Raw genomic sequence first — 15,043 nt, 5'->3', positions numbered from 1 at the left:
ATCAAATATCAAACTCTCCAGACACAACAGCTGGCTATTTTTTAATCGAACTCAGGTTATGAACAAGTTTTCCAGCGAACAAAGCTGTAAAGAGTATTTTCAGGGATATTCGGGTGAAAGAAGGTATAATTTGCAAAAAATGTGGGTGCAGAAATCCTTACTGGCTGAATGCAAAATGGCAATTCCAGTGCTGAAAATGTGTTTCAGGACAACTTTAAAAAGTGGAACCGTAATGGAAAATTCACGTTTGCCCTTTCGCATCTGGTTTCTTGTGATGCTCTTATACCAGCACCAAAAAAGAAATTTCTGCTTGTGGATTACAGCGGCAGATAGGTAATAAAAGGAATATGATTATTTGGTCTATAATGCATCAGTTATGGGTTGTTATGGGCAAAAGAGATGACCAATACCAGCTCACGGATATAATTGAATTTGAGGAGTATTTTGAAAAACAGGTGCCGGAACCTACAAAGGAGAACCTAAAACGGAGGCGAGGCATCAGCGACAAATTAATGTAGCCGTCATGGCAGAGTCCCCACCTTTTGAAAATATAACATCAGGTAAAACATCTAGCCATTGCAGGTTCTGAAAATCCTAAAAAACCATAAATCTTAGGAAGTTGAATATGATAAAGGATTCTCTGGATCCAAAAACTATTGTATTGTCCGATAAAAGTTCAAGCTATTTTAATTTTGAGGAATATGTGGAGGCTCATATTACTGCAAAATCCAAAAAGGAGACTACGCCTGAAATACTGAAATGGTACATTAGCGATCAGTAATGCAAAAAGGAACTCTTAGGGGCCTATAATAAATGGGGAATACCTGCAAAACTTATCTTGATGAATTCGTTTATAAGCTCAATAGGAGGCTTTTTAAATAAATTTTTGAAAGGCTGATTGTAGCAAGTATTTATTCTTACTGGCAACCATGAGCGGCTCAGCTAAGTTTTAATGTTAGACGGATTTATACCCGCTTCTTTTTGACCATTTCTCAGAACGGCCATGGACTGAAATGTATGGGGGATACTCCTTATACCGTATAGAATATACAATTTTTAGAAAAAACTTTTGGATTGACAAAAAAGCAGCATAGTACAGGATACACAAATGGAAGTATTAGGATATATTTGAAACAATGTTAATAATTTTAACAATTAAGAGGACTGAAACTTGAAAAAAGAATAATTTTAATCCATTTAAAATATGAATATGAAATCAAATCGACTGCTTAAAAAACATTTCTACTTGGCATTTTGCCTATTAGTTTGCCCGGGGGTGATGGCTTTCTCAAACAAAATGGATGCCTCTACAGTATTTGACAGCTTTAATAATAATTTTATTCTAGAAGAGCCTAATTTGACTAACTCTTTAGATTTCACAATTTCTGAAAATTCAAATGATCAAAGGAGTATAGAAGGAAAAGTTGTAGATGATAATGGTCTACCTTTGCCGGGTGCGACAGTTATGGAGAGAGGTACAAATAATGGTACAGTTACTGATTTTGATGGTAATTTTAGTTTAAATGTTTCGGGGCCAGATGCTGTGCTGGTTGTGGAGTTTTTAGGTTATGTAAATCAAGAAATCACAGTCGGTTCTCAAGACTCTGTTACAATTTCTCTTGAACCTAATCCGGAGAGTCTGAACGAAGTTGTGCTGGTGAGTTATGGTAGACAAAGCACTAGAAACTTAACTAGTTCAGTTTCCACGGTTGATGCTGAATCAGTTCAAGATGTTGTCGCAGCTGAGTTTGGTCAACAGTTACAGGGAAGGGTAGCTGGATTACAAGCTACCCAAGCAACAGGACGTCCAGGTAACGGGTTTCAGTTTAGAATAAGGGGTGCAGCTTCTTTTTCTTCTGGTTTTCAACCGTTGATCGTAGTAGACGGTCAACCACTTGCGGGAGGGGTAGACCAACTTGATCCTAATCAAATTGAAACATTTACAGTTTTAAAGGATGCTGCCGCCACTGCTTTATACGGCTCTAGGGCCTCTAACGGAGTAATACTTATTACGACGAAACAAGCGATACCTGGCAAAACTAGTATATCGCTTAATGCTTCTTATGGTTGGCAAACCGTTCCGGAAAGAGGGAGACCGGATCTCATGAATGCAAGACAATTTGCAACTTATATGAATGGTCTCTATGAGGACAGGGCAAGATACGAGGATTATACGGGAGGTATACCCGATGATTATGTGAATCCGGAACGGTATGGCGAAGGAACAGACTGGTATGATGCGATTTATAGAACCGCTCCAATTCAAAATTATTCTGTAAATATTTCATCTGGCACAGATAAATTATCGTCTAGTACAACCATATCTTATTTTAATCAAGAGGGGGTATTGCTTAATACTGGGGTTGAAAGATTTTCACTCCGTAGCAATAATGAATATCGGCCGAGTGATCACTTCACAATAGGGTTGAACATAGCGCCATCCTATCAAGAGAATCTTAATACTGAAGGCCGAACTGATGGAAGTAGATATATAATTGGTAATGCTACTTCTGCTTCACCGCTTGTTCCCATTTATGATGAAGAGGGGAATTTTAATTCGGTTGTTGCTTCTGATGGTATGCTCAGCGTAGCAAATCCTGTTGAACAAATGCTATTGCGTAATGGAACTATAGATGAATTCCGAGTGTTGTCAAATTTATATGCAGAGATTGAAATCTTAGATAATTTAAGATTCAATTCAAGTTTTAATATTGATCTCGGCAGTTCAGTTTATAATGAATATTTTGGATCCCATTACGGTGCTGGCTTAGGCGTACGAGAACTTCCACATCCTCCTTCACAAAATCTTTCCCTACACGAGTCAGATAATTACTTATCTTGGGTAAACGAAAACACATTAACCTATAATTTAGATTTGAATGATCATTCCTTTGAGTTTTTAGCAGGTCAAAGTTCTCAAAAATATGAAAGAAGGTATAGATCAATGAGAGGTAGTAATTTTGCAGGTGACCAAGTACCTTTGCTTTCTGGGGCTGCTGTTACGTCTGGTACCAATAATTTAGAAGAGTGGAGCTTAGCTTCTTTATTTGGAAGAATAAATTACAATTTTTTAGATAGGTATTTAATTTCTGGAACCATACGCCAGGATGGATCTTCGCGTTTTGGAGCCAATGAAAAGTATGGTGTATTTCCCTCTATATCCGCTGGTTGGATTGCTAGCGACGAAAACTTTTTTCCGGAAAATCGTTTTGTAAAATTCTTGAAATTTAGAGGTAGTTATGGTGAAACTGGAAATTTTAATATTGGTAATTATCAGCAGATATCTAATATTTCAAGTACAAATTATGTTTTTGGAGGTTCTTTAACTCCTGGTTTATCACTCAGTAATATAGGAAATAGGAATTTAACCTGGGAGGTCTCACGTCAAGCTGATTTTGGTGTGGATATGAGACTTTTAGACAATAGAGTGAGTTTTTCCTATGACTATTATAATAAAACTACGGAGGGTATGCTCTATGATGTTCCAATACCTAGAGAATCGGGGTTTAATAGTATAACTACCAATACAGGAGAATTTGAAATGTGGGGACATGAATTTGTTCTGAGTACAGTGAATTTTGATGGAGCATTTAGCTGGAATACGAATTTCAACATTTCCTTTAATGATAACGAAGTAGTTGAATTACCCCCAAATACTCCTTTCATAGGAGGGGGGGGCACATATAGCGGTTTTAATAGATCTGTCGAGGGTGGCAGTATTGGAGAATTTTATGGATACGTCTTTGATGGTATTTACATGACAGAAGAAGACCTTGAAAATTATCCAACACATTCTACGTCAGCTTTGGGCTCTGCAAGAATGAGAGATGTCAATGGAGACGGTGTGATAACAGCGGACGATAGAACCTTAATAGGTAATCCTAATCCTGATTATATTTTCGGAATGAATAATACTTTCGGCTACAAAAATTTTGATTTTACTATTGACATTGCTGGACAAGTAGGGAACGAAATAATGAATGTAAGTCTTCAGGATCTTCACAATAATGACGGGGTTTTCAATATGAGTACCGATATGATTAATCGTTGGAGATCTCCCACTGATCAGGGTGATGGGGAGACTCCTGGTACGCGCAGTGGTAGTACTGAACTATATAGATTAGCAAATACAACATGGGTATCTGATGGAAGTTTCTTAGCTATTAAAAATATTGCTCTTGGCTATACTTTTAATGTTAATGATTTTAATTTTATGCAATCTGCTCGACTTTACCTAGCCATGCAACAAGCTTTTGTTTTCACTAATTATTCAGGTCAAAATCCTGAAGTGAATATAGATCGGGATGATGTTGTTGGAAGATTTGGCCAAGATCTAAGTACAACACCGGTGCCTAGAAGAATCGTTATTGGCGCAAATATCAGGTTTTAAAAAAAAATATTAAATTAAATATCATGAAAAAAATAAAAATAATTACATACTCAATTTTTGCACTGAGCCTATTAAGCTCGTGTGACAAAGAATTTCTGACTCTTTATCCGGAGGGCAATTTAAATGAAGGAAATTTCTTCTTGTCTACAGAAGATTTCGAAACCGCTTTAGTTGGTGCTTATGTTCCTTTAAGGGATGTTGCAAGTATAGCATATTTCATGGATGAAATAAGGGCTGATAATTCAACATATATTTATAACGCTCGGGATAGGGGCAATGCAAGCATTGAGAATATAGAAACTTATCTAAACCAAGCCGATAATGCAACGACCTATGCACGATATCAAGCAGACTATAACGGTATATCTAGAACTAATATTATTTTGGATAACATGGAGGATATAGCCTTTGAAATGTCTGATGAGGATAAAAATAGGATTATTGGTGAAGCTAAGGCCTTACGTGCTTTTTATTATTTTGATTTGGCACGAAATTATGGTGGTGTTCCTTTGCATTTAAATCAAGTAACAACTATAGAAGAAACAGCTCTGCCGAGGGCAACACTTGATGAGTTATATGCGCAAATCCTCTCCGATCTTACGGACGCAATACCTTTACTACCCGATCCAATTTTTAGTGGCTCTCAAACCGGACGTATGAACAAAGGAAGTGCGTCTACGGCCTTGGCTCATGTTTATTTAAGGCTGGAGGAATATGATAACGCTATTCCCTTGTTAAGGGATGTGACCCAGATGGATTATGAATTACTGCCCGATTTTAGAGATATTTTTAATCCTGCCAATAAAGGTAACCAGGAAATAATTTTTGCTGTTCAGTATCAATCCGGTAACACAGGTCAAGAGAGTAATTTTATTTATCGCTTTACTCCCATTACAACGGATACTCAGGAGATTTTAGGTGTGAGTTTCAATAATACTATAGGCGGCTGGAATGTTCCAGCAGAGAATTTGATAAATCTTTTCGAACCTGGTGATCAGCGGTTTGATGCGAGTATTGGTGTTATAGAGGGGACAGATGATGATCAAGGTTATATACCCTCCGGAGTAGAAAGTGCCGTTGGTTATACACCCACCCCTGGAGTAGATTATCATTATTTCACCAAAAAATATTATTATCCTCCCTATCCAAATCTTAATCAGAATACCGATCAAAATTGGCCTGTCTATAGATACTCTGAGGTTCTACTTATGTTGGCAGAAAGTTTAAACGAAACAGGAGCATCTGCAGAAGCTTTAACCTATCTAAATCAGGTAAGAACAAGGGCATTTGGTAGTGGGAATGGTCAGATCACGGAGACGGACCAGACCAATCTAAGAGGTATTATTGCAGAAGAAAGAAGATTAGAGCTTGTATTTGAAAACAAGAGATACCAAGATCTAATTCGAACAGATAGAGCTATCCCGGTGATGACAGAATTTGGAGAAGAACAGAAGGAAAAATTTCCTTTTCTTTTGCCGCAAGCCTATAACATAGAAAAATACAAGCTATTGTATCCAATACCTCAGAGAGAGCTTGAACTTAATCCACTATTAGTCCAAAATCCTGGTTATTAGAATTCACAAAACTAAAGATTGTCAAATTCGGTTTTTTATTTGATAGTCTTTAGTTTTAAAAAATAAATGAAATCATTGTAACCTGATAAGAAATTATTCTCAGAACTTAGTGTAGAGACTATTCTGGGAATTTTTTCTTTAACATTATTATGGACAGAAAGTCTTTTGTTAGAGAGTACTATGGTATATAATGTAACGCTGGATTGTGCCAAATATCGTTGAAGATTAATAGTAGCCAATTATTGATGGAAACTTATAATCTCTGTTATTATTTGTGAACTTTATTGAATTAAAATTCTGTTTTAACGTTTATTTCATTTTATGTTAAGGATGCTCAAAAAATTAAGAATAAAAAGTTGCTTTGGAGTGAATTGCTGGGATAGAATGAGTGCATGTTTTTATTTTTAAGTAGTTTATTAATTTCGGATTTAAACAATATCATTTATGAATTATTTAAGGATCAATTTTTTTCTTTTTTTCTTTTTTACTCTTACCATTTATGGACAGGAAAGTGCACCATCTGGGTTACTTTGTGAATTGCTTCCTCATCCGGAATTATCGGTTATTACTGCTACAAATCCTGGTTTTAGTTGGATAGTGAATTCTGAAGAAGATGGAGATCATCAATTGGGGTACCAGATTCAAGTTGTATCATCACCAGACTCTTTTAAAAATAATTATTTATGGGATTCCGGTGAAGTTGCTTCGCAACAATCTATTAATGTTGATTATGAAGGAAAGGAATTAAAAGCTAATCAATCCTATTTTTGGAGAGTTCGAACCTGGAATAAAAAAGAGGGGAAATCTCCATGGAGTGTCATTCAACGATTTAATACTTCTGATTTTAATCATTCGTATTCTTGGCCAGGAGAAAGTAGGTGGGTAGAAATAAATAATTCAAAAGACGATAGTTTTTGGACATTTGAAGACCGAGAACCCACCGTTTTTTATGACCAAGTTCCTGAAAAAATAGTTTTTAAAAAAGATAAAATCTTTTATGATTTTGGGAAAGATGCTTTTGCTTATCTTACTTTCAATATAACCTGGAATTCAAATGATGATGATAAAGATTACCTCGATATTGCTTTAGGTGAGAGGGCAGTAAACGATTCTATCGATGCGGTACCCCTGGGAGGATCGATAATTTATGAAACTTATCGGCTTAAATTAAAAAGTGGAACAAATGATTATATTTTAAAAATTCCCCGTTTCATACCTGAGTATCCGCATAGTCAAAGTTTGCCGCTTCAAATGCCTGAAGTTATACCATTTCAGTATGTTGAAATAACAAAAAAAAATAATTTAAAAATTAATGAAATTACTCGGAAAGCATTGCATGTAATTTTCGACAATAAAGCCTCATCTTTTCTTAGTTCTGATGATGATCTAAACGCAATTTATGAACTGAGTAAATATTCTACAATTGCTAATACGTTTAATGGAGATTATGCGAATAGTAACCGTGAAAGAATGATGTACGAAGCGGATTGTTATATACAGCAATTGTGTCATTATTCTATTGATCGTAAGTTTACGACCGCCCGTTACAGTATGGAAAACCTTATATACCATGCTTCTTGGCCTACCGAATGGATAATGCATAGTATCTTTATGGCTTATGCCGACTACCTTTATACTGGTAATACTGAAATGATTGAAAAATACTATGGGGACCTAAAAGCAAAAACCCTTAAAGAGCTTGAAACACCAGTAGGACTAATTAGTACCCGTACTGAGTTACAAACTGAAGACTTTTTAAAGTCTATCCACTACGGGGGGGAAGAATTAAATGACATTGTGGATTGGCCGAATGGTCTCCAAGGTATATATCCATCTGGGGAAACCGATCATTTTGAATACAAAACTTATAACTCAGTTGTTAACGCATTCTACTATAGATCTCTTTTACTAATGGGAAAAATGGCATCTGCTATTAATTATACTGAAGATGCTGCCTTTTTTCAGAATAAGGCGGAGAAAGTAAAGGGAATTTTCAATAAATCTTTTTTTAATGATGAAACAAAACTATATGTTGATGGAATTGGAAGTAAACACTCTTCACTTCACGCTAATATGTTTCCTCTTGCTTTTGGGTTAGTTCCAAACGAAAAGAAAGAAAGTATAGTAAATTTTGTTAAAGGAAAGTGGATGGCCTGTGGAGTATATGGGGCATTCTATCTAATGCAAGCACTGTATGATTCAGAAGAAGGAGAATATGCCCTAAATCTTATGACAAATGATTCAGATCGTGGTTGGCTCAACATGATTCGCGTTGGTGCAACAATGACTACCGAGGCTTGGGATCAAAAATATATGCCCGATTATTATAGTTGGAATCATGCTTGGAGTGCTTCTCCAGCATATATTATTCCGCATTATATGATAGGGATACAGCCCGTTGAGGCTGGTTTTAGTGAAATGATTATTAAACCACAACCTGGGAAACTGGAGTGGGCTAAAATGAAATTACCTACAATAAGAGGTAATGTCGTCGTTGAGATAAAACAAAAATCTGGAGATTTTTTCAATCTTGATCTAAAAATTCCTGCGAATACGACTGCTAAAGTGTATATTCCAAAAATTTCGGAAGAATGTTCATTAATAGTTGATGGTAAGGAAATTACAAATCAAACAGTAGATGGGTCATGGTTCGTCATTAATTGTTCTTCTGGAAGACATTCTTTTAGAAGTGAAAAGATTTAACCAGGATAATTATAAAAAATAGAACAGTAATTATTGTAAATTTATGAGAAGAAGGGAATTTTTATTACAAGGTACAGTATTCACTGTAGGAGGAATGTTATTGTATAATACTCCAGCAATGGCACGAAATATTTTTAAAGAGGATGCCACTGAATTATCCGATAATTTATATCAACTTTTTAAAGATCCGCCGCCTAATTATCGTCCTTTTGTGAGATGGTGGTGGAACGGTAATAAAATAGAAAGAAATGAGTTGGCACGAGAGTTGGAATTATTGAAAGATGTAGGTATAGGTGGAGTTGAAATTAATCCTATTTCATTTCCATCAAATACCGATGATATGAATATAACCTCCGTAGAATGGTTGAGCGATGAATGGATCGATTTATTGAAGTTTACATTCGATAAGGCTAAATCACTTGATATGACGTGTGATCTCTTAGCTGGTACTGGTTTTCCTTTCGGATCAAAAGTACTTGAAGGCGAAGAGCGTTCACAAATAGTAGTAATTGCCGTTAAGAAAATAAAAGGACCTGCTGATAGAGAGTTTTCACTTTTTGATTTATATGCGGAAGCAGATCCGGAAATTTACAATTCTTATAGTGGGCGTAAAGTAGAAATGTTATCATTAAAATTAGTTCCAGACCCATTAAATGATATAAAAGATGTTATTGACCTTTCTGATCAAATCGTAAATGAAACTATTAAGATATCTATTCCTAAAGACAGTTCTTACGCGTTGTATGCTTTGGTCGAAATAGAAGGTTTTATGGGTGTAATACAGGGAGTGTCCAAAGTACCAGTATTAAATCATTTTGATTCAGACGCAGTGAATAAATATCTAAACCATATTACGGACAGGATTGAAAGTAGAATCGGTCCAATTGGTTCTGATATTCGTGCTTTTTTTGCTGATAGTTTGGAAGTCGAAGGAGCAAATTGGACGAGCGGGATGGTTGAGGAGTTTAAAAAAAGAAGAGGGTATGATATTTTACCGTTCTTACCGTTTATTCTCTTTAAGATTGGTAGAATGGGTAACACTATAGATGAAAATTATACTGTTGGTTTCAGTCCTGAATTTAATAATATGATTGAACGTATGCGATTTGATTTTGCTTTAACAAAAGCGGAATTGTTTCATGATTCATTTATTTTGAATTATACAAAATGGTGTACAGAAAACAATGTTAAATCTAGAGCACAGGCTTATGGTAGAAATTATTTTTTATTAGAAGGTAGCTTCGAAATTGATATTCCGGAATGTGAAACTTGGTTAAAATATGGTTTAGGTGAAGATATTGCAGAAGAGGATTTTACCCAATATCCATGGCACCTGGGTCGGGGGAATACAATGATAAACAAATACGTGTCTTCTGCAGCACATCTTAAAGACAAAAATATTGTTAGTTCAGAAGAGTTAACCAATACTGCTATGGTTTTTAATGAATCCTTGGAAATTTTTAAGATAGCAGGTGATCAAAGCGCAGTTTCCGGAGTTACTCATCCCATATTTCATGGTTTTAATTATTCACCAAAGAGTGCAACATTTCCTGGTTGGATAACCTATGGGGGCTACTTTAGTGAAAATAATACCATGTGGCCTTATTTTAAAAATTATACCGATTACAGAGCACGGCTTTCTGCACTCTTTCAACAATCAACAATGTTTGCAGATATTGCTGTTTTACCTCCCATCCCAGACATGTGGGGTGAAGTGGGAGCTCAAATGGAACCTTTTCCCACAGTAGTTTCTCCAAATTATCAATCACTTGTTTGGGAGGCAATTCATCAAAATGGAAATGCCTGTGATTATGTATCGGAAAAAGTTATATCAGATTCAAAAATCAGCAAAGGTTTCATGAGTTATGGTAAAAGAAAGTATAACATTCTTTTTTTAATTGAAATTCATAGTTTGAATCCAGCAACTGCAAAAAGGATATATGATTTCATCGAGAATGGAGGTAGAGTTTTTTGTATTGAGGCTTACCCTGAAAAATCTTTGGGCTGGAATAATCACATAAGAAATGATCAAGAAGTAAAAAATTGGGTTGCAAAAATGAAAGATTATCCCAATCGATTTATTTTTTTAAAAAAACCTAGACCGGAAAATAGTTTTATAGACTGGTTTAAAGACATTCAAGAGAAATATAAAATATCACCATACGTTTCTATAGAATCTCCTAAATCTTTTATTAATCAAGTTCGCTATCAAAGTGATTCTGCTGAAATTTTTATGTTTAATAATTCAAGTAATAAACATGATTGTGAACTTAACGTGAATTTTTCAGAAAAAATTTTCAAGAATAAACAGGCCTGGCTTTGGGATGCGGTTACAGGAGATCGTTTTAGACTCAAGTTATCAAAAGGAAATTTAAAGATTGATTTAGGTCCTGCAGATTCTAAATTAATTGTATTTGACCAAAATAAAAAAGGTAAAGATTGGAAGCCTAAACCGGAAAATGGTTCCGGAAGTAAGATATTAAATAATACATGGGATTTAGAGCTTCATTACATTGATGGAAAAAAAGTTGATACAGAAATAAAAACTTTAAATGATCTTAAAGATGATCCAGAATATAGCCATTTCGGGGGGACTGCAACTTATAAAAGCACTTTTGAGGTACATGATAAAAAAGCATTTCACTATCTAAATTTAGGAAAAGTACATGGTATATCGGAGGTTATAATCAATGGCCGAAATGCAGGTACTCAATGGTATGGAAAAAGGATATATGATTTAAAAGATTTGCTGGAAAATGGAGAAAATTTGTTAGAAATTAAAGTAATAACAGTTATGGTCAATTATATGAAAAGCTTGGAAAATAATCAGATAGCTCAATATTGGACTAATGAAGGCAGAAAAAATCAGCCTCTTCAATCAATAGGACTCGAAGGTCCGGTTACAATCTATTAACCTAATTTTGTTTTTTTATAAAAATTAAATACTGGGTCTGAAGGCGGAAGGACAGGACCTGATTACAGTGTGGCCTATGCGATTGGCGATTCTCCTATGGGCCCTTTTAAAAGAATAGGGAAAATTTTGCAACAGGAGCCTATAGCTACCGGGGCGGGGCATACTCTGTTATTAAAGTTCCTAACGAAGAAAAGTATACATCGTTTACCATCGTCGACCACGTACTGAGACAGACAGAAACTCTGGGGTGACTTCTATTGAAGAAATGCATTTTGACGAAAATGGATTAATTAAGCCGGTGAAAATTACTCATGAAGGTGTAGAAGTATTCCCTCTAAAAAAATAATTATTAATTCAATTACTAAAATTATCCTGTAAATGGTACTGCACTTCTTAAAAAATAAATCATTTTTATTTCAGAACATCTTTTATACAGGGATTTGCATCGCCGCACTTCCTTTTTTCACAGCCTGTGAACAATCTGTTGCCAAAGAGGGAGAAAATTTAAAATTAGAAAACCTGGAGGACCTTGCCCAATATGTAGATCCTTTTATAGGAACCGCGAAAATGGGTCACACCTATCCCGGCGCTACTGTTCCTTTTGGCAGCATTCAATTAAGTCCGGATACAGATACTATTCCTTATGCAGTAGATGGAAAATATAATCCAGATGTTTATAAATATTGTGCAGGATATCAATATGATGATGAAACTATTGTAGGATTTAGCCATACACACTTTAGTGGTACAGGACATTCAGATCTCGGAGATTTTTTAATTATGCCTACCACTGGGGAGTTAAAGTTAAATCCGGGAACAGAAACCGATCCTGACAGTGGTTACCGCTCAAGGTTTTCTCATGATGACGAAACAGCTGAGCCGGGTTATTATAGCGTGCTCCTAAAAGATTATAACATAAAAGCAGAAATGACTGCGAGCAGCCGAGTTGGGATGCATCAGTATACTTTTCCCAAAGCCGGAACTTCTCATATAATTCTGGACCTCGTAGCGGGTATTTACAACTACGACGACAAAAATGTCTGGACCTTCGTACGTGTGGAAAATGATACTCTGGTGACAGGATATCGCCAAACCAATGGCTGGGCCAGAACAAGAAAAGTATATTTTGCTCTTTCTTTTGACAAACCTTTTAAAAATTACGGCAGGGAGAGATATGACCAACAGGTCTACGGTGGTTTCTGGAGAAAATTTGATCAATCCCGAAACTTTCCTGAGATAGCAGGAGAAAAAATTAGAATGTATTTTGATTTTGACACACAGGCTAATGAAAAGGTAAAGGTGAAGCTCGCAATATCTCCTGTAAGTGCTGAAGGCGCTCTGGAAAACATGAAAAAGGAAATTCCGCACTGGAATTTTGAACAGGTAAAGAAAGAAGCGCGGTACGAATGGAATAAAGAACTTAACAAAGTTATTGTAAAGATCGACAAACGGGAAGAAATGGTGAATTTCTACACAGCAATGTACCATGCCTTTTTAGGCCCTACGGAATATATGGATACTGATGGTCAATACCGCGGTATTGACCAGGGAATTCATCAGGCTGAAGGTTTTACAAATTATACAAGTTTCTCATTGTGGGATACCTATCGTGCATTGCATCCACTTTTCAATATACTACAGCCAAAAAGAAATGCGCATATGGTAGAATCTATGATGGCTCATTCTGACCAAAGCGTGCATACAATGCTCCCTGTGTGGTCGCATTATGCGAATGAAAACTGGTGTATGATAGGCTACCACAGCGTATCTGTTATTGCTGATGCTATTGTAAAAGGAAATGCCGAATTTGATCAGGAAAGAGCTTTGGATGCCATGGTGCAAACAGCAAAAACCGGGTATTATGATGGTCTTCAATATTACATGGATATGGGATATGTTCCTGAAGACAAAAATGGAGCTTCGGTTTCAAAAACATTAGAATATGCTTATGATGATTGGGCAATAGCACAGGCTGCCAAAAAATTGGGCAGGAAAGACATCTATCAGGAATTTATCAAACGTTCTGAAAATTATCGCAACGTTTATGATTCCAAATCAGGATTTATGAGACCAAAACTGAGTGACGGTAGTTTCAAAAATGAATTTGATGCCCTAGACACTCACGGGCAGGGATTTATTGAAGGGAATGCCTGGAACTACAGTTTATATGTTCCTCACGCCCCTGCAGAAATGATTGAAATGATGGGCGGAAAAGAAAAATTTTCCCAACACCTGGATTCTCTGTTTACTATGGATCTCCCGGATAAATATTTTGCCAATACTGAAGATATTTCCCAGGAAGGCATCATTGGTAATTATGTTCATGGCAATGAACCTTCACATCACATAATCTATTTGTACAACTGGACAAATACTCCATGGAAGGCTCAGGACAAAATACGAATGGTATTAAAAGATCAATATCAAAGCGGTGCAGACGGTTTGGGAGGAAATGATGATTTTGGGCAAATGAGTGCCTGGTATATTTTTAGCTCCCTTGGTTTTTATCCTGTTGCTCCGGGTAGTGAAGAGTATGCATTAGGAAGCCCTGCCGTTAATGAGGCTACTATCAATCTTGAGAATGGCAAGAAATTTAGGGTGATTGCACAAAACCAGAGCGACGAAAATGTCTTTGTTGAAAAAGTCGAACTAAATGGAAAAAAACTGGACAAACCTTTTATTTATCACAGCGACATCATGAAAGGCGGGGAATTAAAATTTTACATGACCGGCACCAGCACTTCTTTATAAATAAGCATTATTTGTACCAAAAGTACCGGGTTTTCTTTCCTTTTCTGATATTATTTCCTGTGGAAATGCTGAAGGTACTTCTGCTGAAGTGGAAGAATTTGAGAGAAAAGATATAATTGATACCTAAAACAACCGCAACTGTTTGAAGATTCCACAGCAGAAATTATTTATTGTGAATCTGAAGAAATAGAAAAGGGAAAATTGGCAACGAACCCTAAAATGGAGATAGGAAATAAAATGTTGGATGAGTTTTACGGCAGGTCTCATAATCACCTTCCGTAGCTCCGAATCAGAATTGACAAACATTACATTTATTGTCAGGGAAAAAGGCGGAAATCTTCTCTGGAAGGCGGTGCAAAAAGGGCTATTTTATGAAAAAGAGGAATAGCGTATTTTACCTAACATTCGCTTGGACCTTATTGCATCAGGTGTTTAACAATTAAATTGTAAACATCCACCGGTTCAATGGTTGAAGGTGAATTTATTCCGCTCTTTTGAGTAATAAACAGAGGCCAGTTCTCTTTTGATTTGCTTAGCCTTCCGTGGGAACCTTTTACCAATGTCGCATCGAGGGGAATGACATCCATTAAATAACGGAATCCCAGCTTCTTCTTCAGAAGTGTAAATCCTATTTTTGCAGGAATTTCCTGCGGATTTTTAATATAAACCTGAGTTCGATTAAAAAATAGCCAGCTGTTGTGTCTGGAGAGT

General features: G+C 36.1%; 6 protein-coding genes and 1 pseudogene. 6 read left to right on the top strand and 1 reads right to left on the bottom strand.

Translation table 11 applies throughout. The features are described 5' to 3' along the window. Window positions 1-625: 625 nt before the first annotated feature. The 6 genes from RM529_RS12960 (at window position 626) to RM529_RS12935 (ending at window position 14,332) form a co-directional block, all read left to right on the top strand. Complete coding sequence (locus RM529_RS12960) at window positions 626-781, top strand: hypothetical protein (RefSeq protein ID WP_311485203.1); 156 nt, start codon at window positions 626-628, stop codon at window positions 779-781. A gap of 429 nt (window positions 782-1,210) precedes the next feature. Then, window positions 1,211-4,390 (top strand): SusC/RagA family TonB-linked outer membrane protein, encoded by a 3,180-nt coding sequence (locus tag RM529_RS12955; protein WP_311485202.1) that lies wholly within the window; start codon window positions 1,211-1,213, stop codon window positions 4,388-4,390. A gap of 23 nt (window positions 4,391-4,413) precedes the next feature. Next, a complete protein-coding gene (locus RM529_RS12950; RefSeq protein ID WP_311485201.1) occupies window positions 4,414-5,964 on the top strand; it encodes a RagB/SusD family nutrient uptake outer membrane protein in 1,551 nt (516 codons plus the stop codon). A 444-nt stretch (window positions 5,965-6,408) separates the two neighbouring features. Continuing rightward, window positions 6,409-8,667, top strand: a complete 2,259-nt coding sequence (locus tag RM529_RS12945; protein ID WP_311485200.1) for an alpha-L-rhamnosidase-related protein — start codon at window positions 6,409-6,411, stop codon at window positions 8,665-8,667. Window positions 8,668-8,710: 43 nt separating this feature from the next. After that, window positions 8,711-11,581, top strand: coding sequence for a glycosyl hydrolase (locus RM529_RS12940; RefSeq protein ID WP_311485199.1), 2,871 nt, complete (start codon window positions 8,711-8,713; stop codon window positions 11,579-11,581). Between the two features lie 378 nt (window positions 11,582-11,959). Next, the gene (locus tag RM529_RS12935; protein ID WP_311485198.1) at window positions 11,960-14,332 is read left to right on the top strand and encodes a GH92 family glycosyl hydrolase; all 2,373 of its coding nucleotides are present in this window, start codon (window positions 11,960-11,962) and stop codon (window positions 14,330-14,332) included. Window positions 14,333-14,748: 416 nt separating this feature from the next. Here the strand turns inward: RM529_RS12935 and RM529_RS12930 are convergent. Continuing rightward, window positions 14,749-15,043 (bottom strand): annotated as a pseudogene (locus RM529_RS12930) (hypothetical protein); the annotation flags it as partial.

This window comes from Autumnicola edwardsiae, assembly GCF_031846505.1.
GTDB lineage: Bacteria > Bacteroidota > Bacteroidia > Flavobacteriales > Flavobacteriaceae > Autumnicola > Autumnicola edwardsiae.
This window is presented reverse-complemented; position numbering and strand designations above follow the sequence as displayed.

Bases quoted from the DNA above. Each gene is read 5' to 3' on its own strand.
- RM529_RS12960 (WP_311485203.1), top strand. From the start codon at position 626: ATGATAAAGGATTCTCTGGATCCAAAAACTATTGTATTGTCCGATAAA.
- RM529_RS12955 (WP_311485202.1), top strand. From the start codon at position 1,211: ATGAAATCAAATCGACTGCTTAAAAAACATTTCTACTTGGCATTTTGC.
- RM529_RS12950 (WP_311485201.1), top strand. From the start codon at position 4,414: ATGAAAAAAATAAAAATAATTACATACTCAATTTTTGCACTGAGCCTA.
- RM529_RS12945 (WP_311485200.1), top strand. From the start codon at position 6,409: ATGAATTATTTAAGGATCAATTTTTTTCTTTTTTTCTTTTTTACTCTT.
- RM529_RS12940 (WP_311485199.1), top strand. From the start codon at position 8,711: ATGAGAAGAAGGGAATTTTTATTACAAGGTACAGTATTCACTGTAGGA.
- RM529_RS12935 (WP_311485198.1), top strand. From the start codon at position 11,960: ATGGTACTGCACTTCTTAAAAAATAAATCATTTTTATTTCAGAACATC.